At 33.0% G+C, this 22,180-nt stretch carries 20 protein-coding genes and 1 tRNA gene; 10 read left to right on the top strand and 11 right to left on the bottom strand.

The features are described from left to right. Positions 1-23: 23 nt before the first annotated feature. On the bottom strand, positions 24-1,133 hold the full coding sequence (locus tag Q0857_RS13205) for a PAS domain S-box protein (protein WP_298536050.1): 1,110 nt from the start codon (positions 1,131-1,133) through the stop codon (positions 24-26). A gap of 170 nt (positions 1,134-1,303) precedes the next feature. Between Q0857_RS13205 and rpsO the strand changes: the two genes are divergently transcribed. The 3 genes from rpsO (at position 1,304) to Q0857_RS13190 (ending at position 5,610) form a co-directional block, all read left to right on the top strand. Further along, positions 1,304-1,573 (top strand): 30S ribosomal protein S15, encoded by a 270-nt coding sequence (gene rpsO, locus Q0857_RS13200; RefSeq protein ID WP_298536749.1) that lies wholly within the window; start codon positions 1,304-1,306, stop codon positions 1,571-1,573. Positions 1,574-1,787: 214 nt separating this feature from the next. Further along, on the top strand, positions 1,788-4,061 hold the full coding sequence (locus Q0857_RS13195) for a polyribonucleotide nucleotidyltransferase (protein WP_298536048.1): 2,274 nt from the start codon (positions 1,788-1,790) through the stop codon (positions 4,059-4,061). Positions 4,062-4,218: 157 nt separating this feature from the next. Then, entirely contained in the window at positions 4,219-5,610 is a 1,392-nt protein-coding gene (locus Q0857_RS13190) for a glycosyltransferase (RefSeq protein ID WP_298536046.1), read from the top strand. 88 nt (positions 5,611-5,698) lie between these two features. On the opposite strand, the gene Q0857_RS13185 is transcribed toward Q0857_RS13190, so the two are convergent. Then, on the bottom strand, positions 5,699-6,625 hold the full coding sequence (locus Q0857_RS13185) for a LysR family transcriptional regulator (RefSeq protein WP_298536044.1): 927 nt from the start codon (positions 6,623-6,625) through the stop codon (positions 5,699-5,701). 309 nt (positions 6,626-6,934) lie between these two features. On the opposite strand from Q0857_RS13185, the gene Q0857_RS13180 reads away from it, so the two are divergent. Both Q0857_RS13180 and Q0857_RS13175 read left to right on the top strand, forming a co-directional pair. After that, a complete protein-coding gene (locus Q0857_RS13180) occupies positions 6,935-7,900 on the top strand; it encodes a sodium-dependent bicarbonate transport family permease (protein WP_298536042.1) in 966 nt (321 codons plus the stop codon). 21 nt (positions 7,901-7,921) lie between these two features. Further along, positions 7,922-8,233 carry a hypothetical protein gene (locus tag Q0857_RS13175; protein ID WP_298536040.1) on the top strand — a complete coding sequence of 104 codons (312 nt, stop codon included), beginning with the start codon at positions 7,922-7,924 and terminating at the stop codon, positions 8,231-8,233. A 75-nt stretch (positions 8,234-8,308) separates the two neighbouring features. Here Q0857_RS13175 and Q0857_RS13170 read toward each other — a convergent pair whose 3' ends face one another. Together Q0857_RS13170 and Q0857_RS13165 are read right to left on the bottom strand one after the other, a co-directional pair. After that, positions 8,309-9,415 carry a fatty acid desaturase gene (locus Q0857_RS13170; RefSeq protein ID WP_298536038.1) on the bottom strand — a complete coding sequence of 369 codons (1,107 nt, stop codon included), beginning with the start codon at positions 9,413-9,415 and terminating at the stop codon, positions 8,309-8,311. Between the two features lie 158 nt (positions 9,416-9,573). After that, entirely contained in the window at positions 9,574-10,455 is an 882-nt protein-coding gene (locus Q0857_RS13165) for a LysR family transcriptional regulator (RefSeq protein ID WP_298536037.1), read from the bottom strand. An 84-nt stretch (positions 10,456-10,539) separates the two neighbouring features. Here Q0857_RS13165 and hutH point away from each other — a divergent pair, with 84 nt between their 5' ends. The 5 genes from hutH (at position 10,540) to rpe (ending at position 17,154) form a co-directional block, all read left to right on the top strand. After that, entirely contained in the window at positions 10,540-12,030 is a 1,491-nt protein-coding gene (gene hutH, locus Q0857_RS13160; protein WP_298536035.1) for a histidine ammonia-lyase, read from the top strand. A 12-nt stretch (positions 12,031-12,042) separates the two neighbouring features. Next, complete coding sequence (locus Q0857_RS13155) at positions 12,043-14,040, top strand: urocanate hydratase (protein ID WP_298536033.1); 1,998 nt, start codon at positions 12,043-12,045, stop codon at positions 14,038-14,040. Beyond that, the gene (hutI, locus tag Q0857_RS13150; RefSeq protein WP_298536031.1) at positions 14,040-15,278 is read left to right on the top strand and encodes an imidazolonepropionase; all 1,239 of its coding nucleotides are present in this window, start codon (positions 14,040-14,042) and stop codon (positions 15,276-15,278) included. Before Q0857_RS13155 ends, hutI begins: the two co-directional genes overlap by 1 nt. Before the next feature lie 175 nt (positions 15,279-15,453). Then, a complete protein-coding gene (locus tag Q0857_RS13145) occupies positions 15,454-16,317 on the top strand; it encodes a sigma-70 family RNA polymerase sigma factor (RefSeq protein WP_019387909.1) in 864 nt (287 codons plus the stop codon). 174 nt (positions 16,318-16,491) lie between these two features. Beyond that, on the top strand, positions 16,492-17,154 hold the full coding sequence (gene rpe / locus Q0857_RS13140) for a ribulose-phosphate 3-epimerase (protein ID WP_298536029.1): 663 nt from the start codon (positions 16,492-16,494) through the stop codon (positions 17,152-17,154). On the opposite strand, the gene Q0857_RS13135 is transcribed toward rpe, so the two are convergent. From Q0857_RS13135 to Q0857_RS13105, 7 genes are all read right to left on the bottom strand, one after another. Next, a complete protein-coding gene (locus Q0857_RS13135; protein ID WP_298536027.1) occupies positions 17,151-17,570 on the bottom strand; it encodes an HPP family protein in 420 nt (139 codons plus the stop codon). The genes rpe and Q0857_RS13135 overlap by 4 nt on opposite strands. Before the next feature lie 76 nt (positions 17,571-17,646). After that, on the bottom strand, positions 17,647-18,066 hold the full coding sequence (locus Q0857_RS13130; RefSeq protein WP_298536024.1) for a CBS domain-containing protein: 420 nt from the start codon (positions 18,064-18,066) through the stop codon (positions 17,647-17,649). Between the two features lie 80 nt (positions 18,067-18,146). Next, positions 18,147-18,863, bottom strand: a complete 717-nt coding sequence (locus Q0857_RS13125; protein WP_298536022.1) for a zinc-dependent peptidase — start codon at positions 18,861-18,863, stop codon at positions 18,147-18,149. Between the two features lie 561 nt (positions 18,864-19,424). Next, positions 19,425-20,492 (bottom strand): XRE family transcriptional regulator, encoded by a 1,068-nt coding sequence (locus tag Q0857_RS13120; RefSeq protein WP_298536020.1) that lies wholly within the window; start codon positions 20,490-20,492, stop codon positions 19,425-19,427. 46 nt (positions 20,493-20,538) lie between these two features. Continuing rightward, positions 20,539-21,174, bottom strand: a complete 636-nt coding sequence (locus Q0857_RS13115) for a hypothetical protein (RefSeq protein WP_298536018.1) — start codon at positions 21,172-21,174, stop codon at positions 20,539-20,541. 398 nt (positions 21,175-21,572) lie between these two features. Next, positions 21,573-21,646 (bottom strand) — tRNA-Arg (locus Q0857_RS13110). A 30-nt stretch (positions 21,647-21,676) separates the two neighbouring features. Then, positions 21,677-22,126: a GatB/YqeY domain-containing protein gene (locus Q0857_RS13105; protein ID WP_298536016.1), complete on the bottom strand. Its 450-nt coding sequence runs from the start codon at positions 22,124-22,126 to the stop codon at positions 21,677-21,679. Positions 22,127-22,180: the final 54 nt, after the last annotated feature.

The following is a 22,180-nucleotide window of genomic DNA, read 5'->3' as shown; positions in this document are numbered from 1 at the left end:
GCGAGCCAATTGGCTCGCTTTTTTTATGCTCGTTTTAAGTATATTGAAAACGTTGTACCAATATCAACTTCACTAACAACCTCAACTTTACCTCCCATAGATTCAATATGATTCTTGGTAATAAATAAACCAATACCAATCGAATCTTTATTAGAATGAAACGTTTTGTACATATGAAAAAGTTTCTTTCCATATTTAATTAAATCGATACCCATACCATTATCAGAAATCTTTAAAACTATAAATTGGTCTATTTCCTCAGCGGATATTCTTACCTCAGGTAAGCGTTCTTCTGCCCTATATTTTATAGCATTGGTTAAAAAATTTAAAATAATACTATCTAAATATGCAGGTACACCTTTTACCTCAACAACTTCTTCAAGATTATTAATAATATGTGTTTTTGTATTGCGTGCTAATGCAGCAACATTATATATAGCTTTTTCAACGTAATCATATAAGTTTAAGGTTTCAATTTCATCATTTCCCACCTGCTTAATTTTAGCCACTTCTGTGAGATGGGAAACCGTTTCCTCCAAGTTATCTATGGCCTTGGTTAAAATATCAAAATTTTCATTTGTACTTAGCCATTCAAACTCATCTACAAGAAAACCTTTAATCGTTGATAAATTTCCTGAATGCGATCTTAAGTTATGAGTTATAATATCTGCAAAAGTGGTGAGTCTTTCATTTTGTTCTCTCACCACACCAAGCATGAGTTTTAGTTTATCTTGATTCAGCTTTCTACTAGTAATATCAGAAAACTGCCAGATCATCTGGGTTGGATTTCCTTCCTTATTACATATTAAAGAAGCCGAAATTAACACCCAAATTATAGACCCATCTTTATGAAAATAACGTTGCCGAACCCGATATCGGTTTATTTTTCCTTGCATTAATCGTTCATATTTTGTGGCATGAACTCCTAAATCTTCTCTAAAGACTATGTTCTGGATATCCATATTAAATAATTCATTCCGAGTATATCCAAATAGTTCGCAAATACTATCGTTTACTTTTATCCAATCACCATCTAAGGTTAGGATGACGATACCGTTGTAGGTGTTGTTGAATATTTTTTCAAAGGAATCGTAGGTGTCAGGAAAATTTTTGTGTAGAAATGACGCTTTCATGCATAAGAAATTACAAAGTTATACCTGCTATTATAATCTTTGGTCTTAGGCTAGGGTAAATGTCAAGTAAAAGTTACGGAAAAAAACCTTCCAAACCAAAAAAGTTACTATATTTGCCGCTCGAAAGAAAGGCTTTCGTGTACATAACAATCATTTACAATAATATTAGCATGTATTTAGCAAAAGAAGAAAAAGAAAAATTGTTCGCAAAACACGGTAAAGGGAAAAACGATACTGGTTCTGCAGAAGGACAAATTGCGTTATTTACGCAAAGAATTAATCACTTAACAGAACACTTAAAAAACAATCGTAAAGATTTTAATACTGAGCGTTCATTAGTAAAACTAGTAGGAAAGCGTCGTGCTTTGCTAGATTACTTAACTAAGAAAGATATCTTAAGATATCGTGCCATAGTAAAAGAATTAGGATTAAGAAAATAATCTAATAAACATAAAGACCACGCCTTAGCGTGGTTTTTTGTTTAAATATAACTCTAGCGTAAGAGTATAATTTACGTATTAGAAGAAGCTAATTATAGTTTTTCATTGGTCAAAAGACATTTAATTGTCTAACACACAACAACTACACACAACACAACGACCATTGTTTAACCTAATTTGAGCACGATGCTGCTTGAATTACAAGAAAAAATTTATGATTCCACAAACATTTAAAGAGGTTATAGACCTTGGTGACGGTAGAGAAATTTCTATTGAAACCGGAAAATTGGCAAAACAAGCGCACGGTAGCGTTGTTGTACAATCTGGAAAATGTATGCTTTTGTGTACGGTTGTTTCCAACTACAAACAAGCTGATGTAGACTTTTTACCTTTAACGGTAGACTACAGAGAGAAATTTGCTGCAGCGGGAAGATACCCTGGTGGTTTCTTTAAAAGAGAAGCTAGACCAAGTGACGGTGAAGTATTAACAATGCGTTTAGTAGATCGTGTTTTACGTCCGTTATTCCCAAAAGATTACCATTCTGAAACTCAGGTGATGATTCAGCTAATGTCTCATGACCCAGAAGTTATGCCTGATGCTATGGCAGGTTTAGCAGCTTCGGCAGCTATTCAATTATCAGATTTCCCGTTTGAATGTGCTATCTCTGAAGCTAGAGTTGGTCGTGTAAATGGTGAATTCATTATCAACCCAACTCGTGCTCAATTAGAGGAGTCTGACATCGATATGATGATTGGTGCTTCTGCTGATTCTGTAATGATGGTTGAAGGTGAAATGGATGAGATTTCTGAAGAAGAAATGACAGAAGCTATTAAGTTCGCACATGAAGCTATTAAAGTTCAATGTGCTGCTCAAGTAAAATTAGCTGAAGCTTTTGGTAAAAAAGAGACTCGGGAATATGAGCCAGAACGTGAAGATGCTGATTTAGCACAAAAAATTCACGATATGGCGTACGATAAAGTATATACTGTGGCTCAAGCAGGTTCTGCAAAACATGAGCGTAGTGCTGCTTTTGGTGAAATTAAAGAAGAAATCATTGCTAGTTTTTCAGAAGAAGAACAAGAAGATTTTGGTGGATTAATTTCTAAATATTATGCTAAAGCTGAAAAAGCTGCGGTTAGAGACTTAACATTAAACGAAGGTTTACGTTTAGATGGACGTAAAACTACTGATATAAGACCTATTTGGTGTGAGGTTGATTATTTACCATCTACACATGGTTCTTCAATCTTTACTCGTGGGGAAACTCAAGCTTTAGCTACGGTTACTTTAGGTACTAGTAGAGAAGCTAACCAAATAGACATGCCGTCTTACGAAGGTGAAGAGCGTTTCTACTTACATTATAACTTCCCTCCTTTTTCAACTGGAGAAGCTAGACCTATCCGAGGAACATCTCGTCGTGAAGTTGGACATGGAAACTTAGCGCAACGTGCTTTAAAAGGGATGGTTCCTGAAGACTGTCCTTATACGGTACGTGTTGTTTCTGAGATTTTAGAATCTAACGGTTCTTCGTCTATGGCAACTGTTTGTGCAGGTACTATGGCCATGATGGATGCCGGTGTACAATTAAAGAAACCTGTTTCTGGTATTGCAATGGGGTTAATTTCTGATGCTGATTCTGGAAAATATGCTGTACTTTCTGATATTTTAGGTGATGAAGATCACTTAGGAGATATGGACTTTAAAGTTACTGGTACTGAAGATGGTATTACAGCTTGCCAAATGGATATTAAAGTAAAAGGGTTATCGTACGAAATCCTTGTTAACGCTTTAAATCAAGCTCGCGAAGGTCGTTTACATATTTTAGGTAAGATTACTGAAACTATTGAAACACCTAATGCAGAAGTTAAAGATCATGCACCTACAATGGTATCAAGACGTATCCCAAATGAATTTATTGGAGCGTTAATTGGCCCTGGAGGAAAAGTAATTCAGGAGATGCAAAAAGAAACAGAAACGACCATTGTTATTAATGAAGATCCTGTTACTGAGGAAGGTATTGTTGAAATTTTAGGTGTTGGTAACAAAGGTATTGATGCTGTTATGGCAAAAATAGATTCTTTATTATTTAAGCCTGAAGTTGGTAGCGTATACGAAGTAAAAGTTATTAAAATGCTTGACTTTGGAGCTGTTGTAGAGTATGTTGAGGCTCCAGGAAACGAAGTATTATTACATGTAAGCGAATTAGCTTGGGAACGTACTGAAAACGTATCTGATGTTGTAAATATGGGCGATGTATTTGATGTAAAATACTTTGGTATAGATTCAAGAACCCGTAAGGAAAAAGTATCTCGTAAAGCTATATTACCTAAACCAGAAGGTTATGTAGCAAGACCGCCAAGAGAAAATAATGATCGTGGTGGACGTGGTAGAGATAACAGAGGTAGAGATAATCGTGGACGTGATAATCGTAACAGAGATAATCGTAGAGACGATAGAAAACCTAGAGAAGATAAGAAAGAGGATTAATTCTTAATTCTTTTCAAATATTAAAAGCCAATGAGTTATAATTCATTGGCTTTTTTTTTGTTACAATTCTAATCTAAAAATTTTTTTTCGTAAAAAAACTTTAAACAAAATCTAAACACTAAATATCAACGTATAACAAGTAAATCCATACTAGAAAATGAAAAATACATTGAGTAAATTAACCCCTCTAAATTTCTCAAAGAAAGAGAACAACTCCAGCCTTTGGAGTACTTTTGTTATTGTTTGTACCTTTTTGTTAATAATAGATGCTATCTACTTATTTTTCATCTTACAAAATGATTTCTATGAATTTAATATAGAAAGAACCTCTAACGTATTCGGATTAACCTTTATGACTATTGCAGGAGCTTTACTGGTTTTCAAAGCAGGCTTTTTTATATATACGCTTTATAAATATTTTTGCTATAAACCCGTAGCGTCGGTTTCGGATGATAAACTTCCAACCTGTACCGTAATTGTTCCTGCGTATAACGAAGGTAAACAAGTTTATGATACACTTATGAGTTTGGCTAAAAGTGATTATCCTAAACAAAAATTACAATTACTAGCTATTGATGACGGTAGTAAGGACAATACTTGGCCTTGGATTATTGAAGCCAAAAAAGTTCTAGGAGATGGTTTATCTATATTTAGACAACCTGAAAACAAAGGAAAGCGCCATGCGCTTTACCGTGGATTCAACGAAGGAACAGGAGAGATATTTATAACCGTAGATAGTGATTCTATAGTAAAAAAAGATACTTTAAGAAACCTTGTAAGTCCGCTGGCAACAAATGAAAAATGTGGTGCTGTTGCTGGAAACATTCGAGTTTTAAATAACAAAAAAGCACTTCTTCCAAAGATGCTCGATGTTAGCTTTGTATTAAGTTTTGAATTTGTACGTTCAGCTGAAAGTAGCCTTAATTCTGTATTATGTACACCTGGTGCCTTGGCTGCATATCGTCGTGATGCCGTTTTTGCTTGTCTGCCAGAATGGATTAACCAAACTTTTATGGGAAAACCATCAGACATAGGTGAAGATCGTGCCATGACGAATATGATATTAAGGCAAGGTTACCACGTTTTATTTCAAAAAAATGCATATGCTTATACTAACGTTCCTGAAAAATATAGCGGTTTATATAAAATGTTTATTAGATGGGGACGAAGCAACGTTCGTGAAAATATAGCCATGTCAAAATATGTTTTCACAAATTTTAAAGAAGAATCGAAATTTGGAACACGACTGTTATTTTTAAGCCAATCTCTCGAGATTATCATGTGTTACCCCTTTTTAATTTTTATGCTTCTTTTTGTTGTTACTCATCCTTTACTATTTGTAAGTTCAACACTATTTAGCGTGTTCATTTTATCAACCTTTCCTGTTATTTTTTATGCTAAAAAATATGACATATCAGAATCCTTATGGGCATATACTTATAGTGTACTCTATACGTTTGGATTGTTTTGGATTACCCCTTACGCCATTGCTACTGCAAATAAAAGTGGCTGGTTAACGCGTGAATTACCAAAACAAAAGATAACCTAATGAGGTATTTACATTTAATTAAAAGTTATTTTTTCAGGGCAGTTACATTTTAAATTTTACTTTTTAAGAATCAAAGACTCATTAATATTTAATCGTACTGTTCCATCCAACCAAAGTGCTTTTCTATCAATGATTCTTTATTTTCTTTAACGTAATCTATAAGTGATTTCGCTATTACTGACATATTTTTAGAACTTAACCATATTAAATTCCAATTTGTCACAATGGGTAAACCTTTCACTGGTATAATTTGCAAATCCCCTATAGTAATAGCATTCTTAATACCTATTAAAGGCATGATAGAATAACCTAATCCAGAAATAACAGCTTGTTTTAAAGCTTCATTCGAGGTTAATTCCATTTTTTTATAAGTCGATATTTTTTTTGAATCTATAAATTTTTCCATTGCCAAACGGGTTGCAGACCCCTGTTCTCTATATATAAGTGGTAATTTTTGAAATTCAGTTTTTGTTAAGTTTTTACTCTTGTGTTTATATCCTTTTCCCCCAACCATATACAACTCATTTCGCATAAGTTCTATTCTATTAATTTTCAGCTTATTCGGTATTGTAGAAACCATCGCAAAATCAACTTCATTATTTTCTAAAGCTTTTATAACGGAAGTTTTATTAGTCACATCCATAATCAGGTCTACACCGCGATGTGTATTTATAAAATCTGAAATAAAAAAAGGCATAACATATTTAGCTGTAGATACAATGGCAATTCTTAGTTTCCCTGCTAGCTCACCTTGATACGACAATGCCCTGTAGTCTATAGCTTTAACCTCATTCATTATTTTCTTCCCTGCAACAACAACCTCTTCTCCAAATTCCGTAATATAAATCCGTCTTCCAACAACTTCGAACAATGGAATTTTAAACTGCTCCTGTAATTTTTTCAATTGAATAGAAACTGCAGGCTGAGTCAAATACAACGCTTCCGAAGCCTTAGTAACACTTTGTAATTCAGCAACTTTTAAGAAAATCTCTAATTGATGCAAGGTATAGTTCATAATTTATTTTTATATATTTTATAATAAATATAAATAAAAATATATGAATTATAAAACTAAACTTTGCATCAAAATTAAAATCGATGAAAGAAAAACTTTTTACCAGTATTCAAAATTTTAATCAAAAACCCGTTTCACTTAGCGTGGTTATTATCCTATCCATCTATCTCACATTTATTTCGCTATCAATAAGAAGTAACAAGTTGTTTTTAGAGGAGCTGATTTTATGTGGAACAATAATCTGCTTAGCCCTTATGAACGGAAAGAACACTTATAACCATTAACTAATATAATTTTTTTAATCTTTTTATGGATTTACATTTACTTATTGACAACCTTACTAACCCAGCATTACTTTTTTTCTTTCTAGGAATTGTTGCTGTTCAACTTAAAAGTGATTTAAAAATACCTGAAAACTCGTCCAAGTTTATCTCTCTTTATTTATTATTAGCCATAGGCTTTAAAGGCGGGCAAGAACTATCTCACAGTACTTTTTCGTTGGAGATCGTTTGGTCGTTAGTCTTCGGCATATTTTTAGCCTTAACTGTTCCTGTATACACATATTATATTTTACGAAAAAAGTTTAGTATAGATAACGCTGGAGCTATTGCAGCATCCTACGGCTCTGTAAGCGCAGTTACCTTTATAACAACAATTGCATTCTTAGAAATGGAGCAAATCCCATTTAATGGACATATGGTTGCTGTTATGGCTTTAATGGAAGCCCCATCTATTATGATAGGTCTTTTTTTAATCATGATTTCAAAAGGAAGCCGTGGGAAATCAGATATTCCAATTAAAACCGTATTGCAACATGCTCTTTTTAATGGTAGCGTGCTTTTAATTATTGGGAGTTTAATTATTGGCTTTCTGGCAAGTGATGCGCAAGCTGAAGGTATAAAACCTTTTACTACAGATATATTTAAAGGATTCCTTGCTGTATTTCTACTAGATGTGGGAATAACAAGTGGTAGAAAAATATCAGACTTAATTAAGAAAGGATGGTTCGCCTTAGTATTTGCAATAATTATTCCAATTACAAATGGAACGCTAGTGGCTTTGGCTAGTGGCATATTTATTGAAGGCGTTGGCAATAGACTTTTATTTGCCATACTAGCTGCTAGTGCATCATACATTGCAGTTCCAGCCGCCATGAAAATAGCTGTTCCCAAAGCGAGTCCGAGCTTATATATACCCATGGCCTTAGCTATAACCTTCCCCTTTAACATCACTTTGGGCATGCCGCTTTACTTATGCATTATTCAAAATTTTTAATAATCTTTAACACAATACCTTATGGAAACAACATTAAAAAAATCAGAAAAACTACAATTGAAACAAAAAATTAATCTGGTTGATGGATCATTTACACTATCAGAAGCTCGCACCATACTAAATGGCCTTCTAGATACTAAAATCAATTTTCACAAAATCCAAAGATTATCAAGAACGGAAGGAAACATAAATGATTCCTGTACATTTGATAACAGCCGAATTATAGAACTCATTACTTCAAAAGAAGACACCAAAGCTTTTTTAGCTGATGCAAGATTAAAAGGAAAAGAATTAAAAATTCAAAGTTCGGTAACGATCCAAATTTTAGATTAAACCCATTTTTATAAAATAAAAGCTTCTTTAATCAAATGGTATTAAAGAAGCTTTTATTTTATAATTAAATTGGAATTACATATCTTCTTCTAAAATATTAAATTCTGCAGTTGCATTATCAGCATTTGATTTAATTAATTGATAATGATGATACAAGGCTTTCCAAATAGTCCAAGATTTATACTTAAAGCCATTCTCTTCAGCATATTCCTTAATAACTTGAGTTGCTTCTGGAGAGTAAACAGGACTAATATTTGGATATATATGATGAACAATATGGTAGTTAAAATTCCCCATTAAATTTCGGCTAAACCAATTATCCAAGGTAACATCATTTGTTGTAATAAACTGATGCTCTAACCAACTATTGGGTATTTTACCATTTTCATCAGGAACAGGAAACTCATTCGTTAAATTAGGGTGCGCAGTAAGTAAAATAGTTAATGCCACTAAACTCCCTACCACCAACATTACTAATAAAGCTCCTATTGCGGTACCTACACTTTGTCCCATTAATATTGGAATAAACACCATATAAAAAATAAAGAAAAACTTAAAGAAAAACAGTTTCACATATTCTATTAACGGTATTTTATCAAGCTTCTTTTTAATACAACGATCTTCCTGAAAGAAGTCTTTAAAGTCTCTTATCAAAACCCAATTAAACAAATACAAGGGGTACATAAAAAATACTAGAATGTGCTGTTTTTTATGAATGGGCTTTGTTTCGCTTGCAGGATATATTTTTACAGGTCCCGCTTGCTCTATGTCAGAATCCCAACCCATAATATTCTGATAATTATGGTGCATTTTAATATGTCTATTCTTCCATATAAAACTATTTGCACCAAGCAAATCAAAAACTATTAACACCAAATTATTGGACCAGTTTTTATTAAACACATGGTTATGTACAGCGTCATGTATAATGTTTAAAAAAATAAAAACTATTGCAAACCCTAAACCGGCATAAAGCAAATAATACAGGCCAACATTTTCTATATTATATAAAGCCAAAAAATAAATAAGTACGTAAAGAGAAATACAAAAAAAGGTTGTTATCTTTTTAGCTGTGTTTCTAGACTTAGGTAAATCTTTAACAACAGCATCCACCCTTTTTTTAAGAACCCTATAGTGTTTATTATCTCCGGAATTCTGAGTAAAAGTAATATCTACACTCATTTTATCAAGGCATTAATTTATGTTACAAAACTAAAGATTATCTATTAAAACAACAAGCTTAAATACAATTGAAGTCATGCATTTTTAATAGATCAAAAACATCAAATTCCTTAAAGCCTTTGGGCGCAAAAACTTCTAAAACTAACCTTTTTTATTTATCAATATAAGAACTCCAAAATCTTTCCCAACACTGGATTGATGCTTTCCCTATTCCATACCACTGACAACGTTGTACGATGCATAACTTTATTCAACTCTATAAATTTCAAACTTTTAAAAGAACCCGAAATTAACGATTTAGGTACTATAGAAACTCCAAAACCATTTTCAACCAACTTATAAATTGACGTGGCATGAATTGTATAATGAGATACACTAGGTACAAAACCGGCATCTTCAAATATATGCATAACCTTTTCAAAATATGAGGAACTATATTGAGAATCAAACAAAATAAAAGGTTCGTTTTTTAATTGTGAAATATCAGTAAAACTGGAGTCTCTTATATGATGTTCCTTTGGAAGAACAATGCAAAAGGGTTCTTTTAAAATTGGCCTAATTTCTATGGTACGGGGTACCTTTTCTAAACGAACAAAACCCATATCAATGTCTTGAGATAATAAGCTTTCGATCTGCTTTTGATTATCCATTTCCTTTAAAGAAATCACAATATCTTGATTAGATTTTTCAAACCTCAATAGCAAATCGGGAATAATTTGATTCATTGCCGAACCTACGTAACCTAATTTCAAATTACCCCCTAACCCATCATTTAAAAGTTTAGCATGGCTAAATACATTATCCAAAGTTTTTAAATTTCTAGTTAGTTCCTCTTTTAAAAAGGCCCCTGCAATAGTAAGTTCAACTTTTCTATTATGTCGGTAAAATAGTTCGACTCCTAACCCTTCTTCCATTTGTTTTATTTGTCTACTTAGCCCTGGTTGTGAAATAAACAAACGTTCAGCTGCACGCCTAAAATGTAAATCTTCAGCAACAGCAAGAAAATATTTTATATGTCGAAGTTCTATTTGATTACCCATAGTTATCAATATAGTAAATAATTAATCTTGTTGAACATCAAACTATAAAATAACTTTGAATAAAACCTATATAACCTAAAATATATGTTTCGATATGGCCTTGACAAACTAACCGTTGAGATAGTAATTGCTATTTCAAATGGCTCTTTAAACGCGCAATTAACTGCTAAAACTATAGAAAAAGTCCAAACTTGCAGAAAAAAAGTAGAAGCCATGGCAGCTTCCTCCAAAGCTATTTATGGCATTAACACAGGGTTTGGTCCATTATGCGATGTTCAAATCACTCCAGATGAAACTAGTAAACTTCAAAAAAACCTTTTAATGACCCACGCTGTTGGAGTTGGAAAACCGATTAATAAACGGTTATCGAAAATTATGATGATTTGCAAAATACACGCTTTATGTCAAGGATTTTCTGGAATTCGACTAGATGTCATAAACCGCATTATTTATTTCATTGAAAATAATTTAATACCAGTAGTTCCAGAACAAGGTTCAGTAGGAGCTTCTGGAGATTTAGCTCCGCTTTCTCATTTGTTTTTGCCTCTTTTAGGCGATGGCGAATTCTGGGTTGACAATCAAATTGTTAGTGCAAAAAAAATCTTAACCAAGCATAATTTAGACCCCATTAAACTAGAAGCTAAAGAAGGATTGGCGCTCATTAATGGTACACAATTTATTCTAGCACACACTATAGTGGGATTACATAAAATGAAATATCTTCTTGATTTAGCTGATGTAGCAGGCGCTATGAGTATTGAAGGCTATAAAGGAAGTGCTTCTCCTTTTAAAAAGTCACTGCACAAAATAAGACCTTTTAAAGGAAGTTTGAAGGTTGCCAAGCGCATGCGTATGCTTTTTAAGTCCTCCGAAAATATTATGTCGCACGAAAACTGTGAACGGGTGCAAGACCCCTACTCTATGCGATGCATACCGCAGGTTCATGGTGCTTCTAGAAATGCTTACAATCATTTAAGGAAATTGGCAGAAATAGAAATGAACTCTGTTACTGATAACCCTATAGTTTTAAGTGATACGGTAGCCATTTCTGGCGGAAATTTTCATGGACAGCCACTTGCTATGGCATTAGATTATGGTGCTGTTGCCGCTTCCGAACTGGGGAATATTTCAGATAGACGCTCTTATTTATTAATTGAAGGTAAATACGGGCTTCCAAGATTACTTACGGCTTCAGGGGGACTAAACTCTGGATTTATGATTCCACAATACACAACAGCAGCTCTTGTTACCGAAAACAAATCCTTGTGTTTCCCACCTTCAGCAGATAGTATCCCAACAGCTTTAGGCCAAGAGGACCACGTTTCTATGGGCAGTATTTCCGGAAGAAAATTTAATCAAATATTAGAAAACATAGAAAAAATATTAGCTATAGAACTCATGTATGCAGCTCAAGCGCTTGAGTTTAGGAGACCCTGTACCTTCTCTAAAACAATTGAAGAAAACTTCAAAATCATTCGATCTTATGTCACAAAATTGGAAGAAGACCGTATTCTAAAGGATGATATTAACGCCATGATTAACTTAGTAAAAAACAAATGTATCGTAGTAAATTAAATTGATTTTCAAATGACTTTTCAAGAACAAATATTACAAGGTATTCCTTCTATACTGCCAAAAAAAAGAGTTCTTACATCCAACGTAAATAGAGCCCCTAAAAGAAAAGACGTACTATTAACTAATGAAAAACAACTTGCAATACGAAATGCATTAAGATATTTTCCAGAAGCATGGCATAAAGACTTAGCCCCAGAATTCGCTCAGGAATTAAAAGACTTTGGTAGAATCTATATGTACAGGTTCAAACCAAAATATAAAATGTTTGCCAGATCTATAGACGAATATCCAGCGAAATCCTATCAATCAGCGGCTATTATGCTTATGATTCAAAATAATTTGGATCCTAATGTTGCCCAACACCCCGAAGAATTAATTACCTACGGTGGAAATGGTGCTGTATTTCAAAACTGGGCCCAATATTTAGTCACGATGAAGTATTTGGCTACCATGACAAATACGCAGACCTTACATATATACTCTGGTCACCCCATGGGTTTATTTCCATCATCAACAGGTGCTCCCAGAGTTGTAGTAACAAATGGGATGATGATTCCTAATTATTCAAAACCAGATGATTGGGAAAAATATAATGCTTTAGGAGTTACCCAATATGGTCAAATGACAGCAGGTTCATTTATGTATATTGGCCCCCAAGGAATTGTTCATGGCACTACCATTACGCTTATGAATGCATTTCGTAAAATTCTCTCTGACCGTGAAACCCCAAAAGGAAAAATATTTTTAACAGCAGGATTAGGGGGAATGAGTGGCGCTCAACCCAAAGCTGGCAATATTGTAGGGTGCATTACAATTGCTGCAGAAGTAAACAAAAAAGCTGCAACAAAACGCTTCGAACAAGGCTGGGTGGATTTACTTATTGATTCTATGGATGACTTGACAGTAAGAGTAAAACAGGCACAAGCACAAAAGGAAACTGTTTCAATTGCCTTTATTGGTAATATTGTTAGTATTTGGGAGCGTTTTGATAAGGAAGACATTTTCGTTCATGTGGGTTCAGATCAAACTTCACTTCACATTCCATGGACTGGTGGCTACTATCCTATTGACATTTCATATGAGCAGTCCAATAAGTTAATCCGCGAAAACCCAGAATTTTTCAAAGAAAAAGTAAAAAAGACTTTAATCCGTCATGCAAAATCCATAAACCAACACACAAAAAAAGGTACTTATTTTTTCGATTATGGAAACGCCTTTTTATTAGAAGCCTCAAGAGCTGGAGCGGACGTTATGCATAAAAACGGGGTTGATTTCAAATACCCCTCCTATGTACAAGATATATTAGGTCCAATGTGTTTTGATTATGGTTTCGGTCCTTTTAGATGGGTTTGCACTAGCGGAAAACCAAAAGATTTAGACATAACAGATAAAATAGCAACTCGTGTTTTAAAAGATATTATGAAAAGTGCTCCACAAGAAATTCAGTTGCAAACGCAGGATAATATTACTTGGATTAAAAATGCTAAAAGAAACAAAATGGTTGTTGGTACCCAAGCACGTATATTGTATGCTGATGCTGAGGGACGTTCAAAAATAGCAACTGCCTTCAATACTGCTATAGCCGAAGGAAAAGTTGGTCCTGTTGTTTTAGGAAGAGATCATCATGATGTAAGCGGAACGGATTCTCCATACAGAGAAACTTCCAATATTTATGATGGTAGTAAATTCACAGCAGATATGTCAATTCATAACGTTATTGGTGATAGTTTTAGAGGAGCTACATGGGTGTCTATCCATAACGGAGGTGGTGTTGGTTGGGGAGAAGTAATAAATGGTGGTTTTGGATTGTTGTTAGACGGGAGCCCTGAAGCTGAAAAAAAATTAAAAAGTATGATATTCTATGATGTACACAATGGCATTGCACGAAGAAGTTGGGCCAGAAATAAAGGATCCATTTTTGCCATTAAGAGAGAAATGAAACGTACACCTAAACTAAAAATTACAATCCCTAACTTAGTAGATGATAACTTATTAAAAGACCTTTTCTAATGCGAACTTTATTTAAAAACATAAAAGAACTCCTCCAAGTTAGAGACAAGCCTATTTCTTTTGTAGCAGGAGCCGATATGAATATTCTACCCACTATAAAAAACGCTTACGTAACATTTCAAGATGGGATAATATCAGATTTTGGCTCCATGAGTAACTGCCCTAGTTCAAGTTTTGACATTTTAGTAGATGCTTCAGGAAGAATGATGCTTCCTTCATGGTGCGACTCTCATACACACATTGTTTATTCTGGAAACCGTGAGTCTGAATTTTCAAATCGAATAAGAGGGTTATCTTATACAGACATTGCTAAAAACGGGGGAGGTATTTTAAACTCTGCTAAAAAATTGCAAGAAACATCAGAAGAAGAGCTATACCAACAAAGCAAAGTCAGACTTGAAGAAGTCATTAAGCTAGGTACAGGAGCCATCGAAATAAAATCTGGTTATGGTCTAACAACTGAAAGCGAATTAAAAATGCTTCGTGTTATCAAACGCTTAAAAGAAGAATATCCAATTGAAATAAAATCGACTTTCTTAGCTGCTCATGCCCTGCCAAAAGCATTCGAAAATAACAAAGCAAAATACTTAAACACCGTTATTGAAGAATTATTACCTCTAGTAATACAAGAAAAGCTTGCCGAATATATTGATATCTTTTGTGAAACAGGATATTTCTCCGTTGAGGATACCGACCTCATTTTAAAAGCAGGAAAAAAACATGGACTAATTCCTAAAATGCATGTCAATCAATTTACGGCCATAGGTGGCGTACAAAAAGGGATTGAGTACAACGCTCTATCCGTAGATCATCTTGAAGAAATGAGAAATATAGATATTGATTCCTTAAAAAACACGAACACCATGCCCGTAGCACTGCCAGGTTGTTCTTTTTTTTTAGGTATTTCTTATACGCCAGCTCGTAAAATGATAGATGCAGGTTTACCCCTTGCTCTGGCTACAGACTACAATCCTGGTTCGGCTCCCTCTGGAAATATGAATTTTATAATCGCCGCAGCCTGTATAAAAATGAAAATGACGCCAGAAGAGGCTATAAATGCGGCTACAGTTAATGGAGCCTACGCCATGGGATTGGAAAAAAATATTGGTAGTATAACAATTGGTAAAAAGGCAAACGTATTACTTACAAAACCCATTAATTCTTATACCGCAATACCCTACTCGTTTGGGCACAACCAAATTGATAAAATATATTTAAATGGTATAGAAATAAGCTAAAGCACCTTTAACACTATGAATATAAACGTTTTAAACTTGAGACTTCTTATTAATACTTGGGTCCAAATACTAGAAAATAAATATATTTATATTTTTTTGTAACAAAATGTAACAATAGTACGTATAACCACCGAATGCCCTATTTATTCACAATTAAATTACAGGAGAACATTAGATGAGACAACTTAAAATCACGAAGCAGGTAACCAATAGAGAAACCGCTTCGTTAGATAAATACCTGCAAGAAATTGGAAAGGTTGATTTGATTACTGCAGATGAAGAAGTAGAATTAGCACAACGTATTAAGGCTGGAGATCAAATAGCCTTGGAGAAGTTAACAAAAGCTAACTTACGTTTTGTTGTATCGGTAGCTAAACAGTATCAAAACCAAGGTTTAACCTTACCTGATTTAATTAATGAAGGTAATTTAGGATTAATTAAAGCGGCGCAACGTTTTGATGAAACACGTGGTTTCAAATTCATCTCATATGCTGTATGGTGGATTCGTCAATCGATTCTTCAAGCCTTAGCTGAACAATCACGTATTGTACGTTTACCATTAAATAAAATTGGTTCTATTAATAAGATTAATAAAACATTTGCTTTCTTAGAGCAAAGTCATGAGCGCCCACCTTCTGCCGAAGAAATTGCAAAAGAACTGGATATGACTATTAATGACGTTAAAGAATCTATGAAGAATTCTGGACGTCACGTAAGTATGGATGCACCTTTAGTTGAAGGTGAAGATTCCAACTTATATGATGTATTAAATTCAGGTGAATCACCAAATCCTGACAAAGAATTATTACACGAATCTCTTCGTACTGAAATTGAGCGTGCTTTGGAAACGTTAACACCTAGAGAAGCAGATGTGATTCGTTTGTATTTTGGTTTAGGGAATCAACACCCAATGACACTAGAAGAAATTGGAGAAACTTTCGATTTAACACGTGAGCGTGTAAGACAAATTAAAGAAAAAGCTATTCGTAGATTAAAACATACGTCTAGAAGTAAAATATTAAAAACTTATTTAGGTTAGTAATTGTTTATAATTACGACTAAATTACAGTAACAAACAGTTACACATAACTGTTCGTTTTTTGATTGATGAAAGAACCCTCGGCTGATTACCGAGGGTTTATTTTTGCGCTAACTTCAAAATTCTTTTCCTTTAAATAAAGACTTTATCTATCTTTGCGAAAACTTAATTTATATGTCGTCAAAACTAATCGCCCCATCCATATTAGCCGCAGATTTTGCTAACCTTCAACGTGATGTAGAAATGGTTAATGAAAGTGAAGCAGATTGGTTTCATATTGATATTATGGACGGCGTTTTTGTTCCAAATATTTCATTTGGAATGCCTGTATTACAAGCTATTGCTCAACATGCAAAAAAAACAATTGATGTTCATTTAATGATTGTTGATCCTGATAAATACATTAAAACCTTCGCTGATTTAGGAAGTGATGTTTTAACAGTACACTATGAAGCTTGTACACATTTACATAGAACTCTACAGGCCATTAAAGCCGAAGATATGAAAGCTGGTGTTGCTCTTAACCCACATACTAATGTAAATGTATTAGAAGATACTATAAAAGATATTGACTTGGTTTGTATTATGAGTGTTAATCCAGGTTTTGGCGGTCAAAGTTTTATAGAAAACACTTACAGCAAAGTCAAGCAGCTTAAAGACTTAATTACACGTAAAGGAGCTTCAACTCAAATTGAGATTGATGGTGGTGTTACAAATAAAAATGCAAAACAACTTGTTGATGCTGGTGCAGATGTTTTAGTTGCGGGAAGCTATGTATTCAAAAGCAATACACAAAAAGAAACAATAAAAGACCTTAAAGCTATAGCCAATTCCTAGAATTGTTTATGATAGTAATTGAGCAAATCGGTTGTTGTAACTATACCTATTAAAGTATCATTATCTACAACTGGTAAAGCATGAAATTCGCAAGCAGCTAAAATCTTTGTAACATCCTTAATCGACGTTTTACTACTCACTGTCACAACATCCTTAACCATTACCTGCTCAATAGTAAACATATTATAAACTACAGATTCAATCGTGTTTTCTGCTTTTGACGACGTTTCAGCGTAACTTATTCGCATTAAATCGGTATAACTTAATATACCAATTATCATCCCTCTAGACACAACTGGCATATGTTTTATTTTATGCCTTTTAAATAACATTTCAGCTTTTTCCAAATCATCTGATTTGGTTAATGATACAATATTCTTGGTCATAATTTCAGACACTGGTGTACGCTGTTTCATAGTTATGCAATAATTAAATGAAATTGGATTGAAAACTAATTAACACATCTGTTCTATCACAACTAACATTTCAATCCTAAAACTGTTTCAACAAATATTTAATAAGATCTGTTGTAGTAACAATACCTACTAGAGCGTTATTATCGACCACAGGCAAGGCATGAAACTCTTTGGAGGCTAATAATTCTGCTACTTCTTTAATAGAATTTGATGATGATACGGTAACAATATTTCTATTCATAACTTGTTCTATACTGAACATATTATAAACCATAACGTCAGACATGTCATCGTCATTCATATCCACATCTGCAAAACTCAACCTTAATAAATCGGTATAACTCAACATACCAATAACAACATCGCCATCTACAACGGGAATATGTCTTATATGATGTAACTTAAATAAATGTTCCGCAGTTTCTAAATTATCGTATTTTTTTAACGTAATGACGGGTGTAGTCATTATCATCGAAATTGGTGCTTTTCGTATCATGATTTTTAGTTTTAAGTTTAGTTACCACTAAAATTATTGAAATCATTCCTTAAAAATCATGATAAAAATCATACAACATCTTAATAACCAGCAAAATTAAAGTTTAACATTTGCTTAGTTTTACTATAAACCTCGGGGAAATTAGACTTAAATTCTTGAGGTGTTTCAATAAAAGTCTCTGTAAGTACAGCCAAAAACTCGAATTGATTGGTAAAGGCATACTTTCTAAAATAATCAGATTGCACCAATTTTTCACGTAATTTCGGTTTCTCTGCCAATAATTGCTTTAACTCCTTGAAAGAATCACTAAAAATAGTTGAACTGATATCCCGCTCTTTAAGACTATTAATATGAATAGCATGTGTTAATTCATGTATTCCTAAATTTAAGTTGTCGTTTTCAATATTTAACCCTTCTATAAAATCTTCCCAGCTTAGTACAAGTGCACTAAGCATAGGGTTAAACTCTCCTTTATGGTATACTTGATTGGTCTTAGAAAAAAAAGCTTTTGGGTATACAACTATCTTGGAAATCACACCAATATAATAATCTCTAAAACCAAAAGTAAGCATTACAGCTGTACCAGATATCAAGACTTCTACTTCTTCCGTGATTTCAAATCCATCTCTTCCGATAAAATCTTTATCTTTAATAAACGAAGCCACGCGATGCTCGAAATACTTTTTATGCTTCGCACTAAGTTTATTATAAAATCTAAAATACTTTCTAAGAATTAATTTTTGCGGTTTTGTAAGTTTTCTAGAAACAAAATAAAAATGTGTGTACCATGGCTTCATAAACTTTAAAACGTAAGCTGTTTCTAACATTTTAATAAAAAACCGTAGGATAATACAAAACATGACTATTCCAAATACACCAAGTATTATTTGACTTATTGTAATCGAATCATCCTGAATAAAAAAATAGAAAAATAGATTCTGCACACCTCAAAGAAAAGAATAATTATACCGTGATTAAACATTTATGCTAAATAAACCATTATGCGTATTAGAATTATGCATTTCATCTATTCAAATAAGGAATGTCTTTAGGCTAATTTTTATTATAAAAAACAAAAAAACCATGGAATATCCATGGTTTTTATAAAGTGACCGCGAAGGGAATTCAGATTTCTACTAAATAGAACATAAATAGTGCTTATATGTGCCTTTAGTCACTTAAAACATTATATTAATATAACATCTGATATAATATGCAAACATTATTGTTGTGCATATGTTGTGCATATGTTGTGCCAACTCCAATAATAAATAAGTCCTAGTTGATTTTCTCTAACGATTTAATTTGTTAAATATCATCCCTTTCTTTTCTATAAAAAAAGATTTAAATGAAATAACTTACATAACAATTTTGAGCTTAGCCGAATCGGAAAAATTCAAATATTTCTTTATAATATCGTTTGGTAACGAAAAAGCCTTACCCAATTCTTCATCTGTATAATTGAGTTCCTCCTTGTGTAATTCATAAGCATTTTTGAATATCACTGGTTTATCAATGTTAACTAAAGTTTTCTCATGCTTTCTTTCTCCCATTCGGCTTAGTTCTATCATAAAATACCTAGCTCTTTCGCTATCAATACAATTCAAATCTTTAGCTCTTCTAATGATAGACTGTTTTGAGGTATGCCAATATTTTTTCAAAGAAGCTAAATAAGATAATCTTAAACCATGAAGTGATTTTTCAATATCCTGAGCAGGCATTAAAAACTCAGCCGCAAACCTATTTGCTTCATTCTCCTTTTCTTTTTCATTTCTATAAGAAGGAATTGGAAAATCACCGATTATGTGCATTAGCAAGTGACCCAACTCATGCGCCAAACTAAATCTCTTGCGATCGTTACTAAAATTTTTATTAATAATTATGATAGGAATGCCATTGTCCGTTTTAAAAGAAACTCCATCGAATTTATCTGAAATTGCATCAAATTCAATGACAACAATTCCACTACTCTCTAATAAATAAAAAATATCAATTACCGCTTCATCTCTTTTTAATCCTAATAATTTTCTTGTATAGCCAGCAATGTATTCTGGAGTATAATCCTCAACATCAAGAGATATTAAAGAGAAATCTGGAAAATCAACAGATTCATTTAGTCTATCTACTAAATATCCTAAAAGCTTATTATTTGATTCTAGTTGCACCCGTATCCTTTTTGTAATACTTGATCTTGATCTATAATGTGCCGAATCTACATCATTACAAATTCGCTTCTCAAAAAACGCTAATGGAAAATCTAAAACGTGAACAATATTCCTTATTACCTCTTCAGATAAAACTTCTAGCCCTTTTTCAAATTTAGACAAATTTGATTGAGAAAGCCCTATCACTTTTTTCGCGAGCTCAGTCTGATTCATCCCTCTATACTCTCTCGCAAATACAAATTGAGAATGATTAATTTTCATAAAAAAAAAGTTTTACTATCTTTTCCTTAAGGTGTCGGATTAATTATTAATTATTAGAAGCCTTTTTACTTCTCAATTCTTCTTTAATAGATAAATTTATAGTCCTTTTTCTGCTAATATCAGAAACACTATTCCCAGTATTGATAACTTCAATATCATTTTCAGAAATAACCCACTTAACCATATCTTCATCAATATATACTAATTGTGGCGAAATAATTTCACCCGATTTATCTTTTTTGTAACCAAAAAACAATATTGGTTCTGTAAAAAAAGAGGAATCGTTAAACAAAGACAATTGCATTTGATTTGAAATCGAATTAACATGTTTTGTTTGAATATTCATTGGCTTATTTTTCCTATCTAATTTTTTGAATAAAACAAGATAATCTTCAATCCTAAGAACAAAGCGCTTATACCTTCCAAATTTCCAATGCTCCGGAAACTCTTCTTGAATACATTGCACAATTCTAGAGTTCAACAACGGAGCATCAAGCCTAATCCTTGAATTAAAAGGAATATCCTCCATTGTTTTATTAAATAATTTCACTCCCTTATTAAAGGCCTTGAAAATTTTTGGAAGATCCTTTTTAAGATCAACCAGGCATTCACTTCTGGACACCTCACGTCTTTTTCCAGTCCGTATTTTTGCCGGACTAGAAATTTTTACTAATTTTGTCATTACTAAAACACATTTTGACACCTTAAGTCAAAGAACTAACAAAAAACTCTGCGCTAACAGAGTTTTTTTATTATTACAAATATATAAAAATAAAGAAAAGTTGTAATATTTTTTAAAAATAGTTGTAAACATTATGTCAACAAAGATTTTAGAGCATATTTGATTTATCTTAACTCTTAAAAAGAGGAGTTATTAAAATTAATAAATCATATTAGTGTACTCAAATGCTCTAGTAGATTACTATGAAACTAAATCAAACGATGATTCAACAACTTACAATAAATATAAGTATTTGAAAATCAATAATTTAATGATTATTTATGTTGTGCATATGTTGTGCAGAATTAAATTAAATAAACATAAAAGCCTGTAAATCAATGATTTACAGGCTTAAAAAGTGACCGCGAAGGGATTCGAACCCCCAACCCTCAGAGCCGAAATCTGATATTCTATCCAGTTGAACTACGCAGCCAAAATATTTTGAAACTTCAGAATTTGTATTTTAAGATAATTTTTGACGCACAATTGTTGAAATTGTTTTACCATCAGCTTGTCCAGCCAATTCCTTACTAACTATTCCCATGACTTTCCCCATATCTTTCATACCTTCTGCTCCAACATGGGCAATAGTTGTAACCACCACTTTTTCAATTTCCTCATCTGATAAAGCTTCTGGTAAAAACTGTGCAATAACATCAGCCTCAGCCAATTCTGGTGCCGCTAAATCTTCACGTTCTTGTTCTAAATAAATAGCTGCACTATCTCGACGTTGCTTTACTTGTTTTTGAAGTATTTTAAGCTCTTGTTCTTCTGTTAAATCTTCTTTTGCTCCACTTTCAGTTTGAGCTAAAAGAATAGCAGATTTAACCGCTCGTAAAGCCGTTAAAGCCGTTTGGTTCTTAGACTTCATAGCGCTTTTTAAAGCAGACATAACATCATGTTGTAAACTCATTTTCCTATTTATTTAGACTGCGAAGATAAAAATAAAAACCCTTTCTTCATAAGG

It is taken from the genome of uncultured Algibacter sp. (assembly GCF_947495925.1).
Taxonomy (GTDB): Bacteria; Bacteroidota; Bacteroidia; order Flavobacteriales; family Flavobacteriaceae; genus Algibacter_E.
The sequence above is the reverse complement of the archived record's forward strand: the minus strand, read 5'-3'. Positions and strand labels throughout refer to the sequence as shown.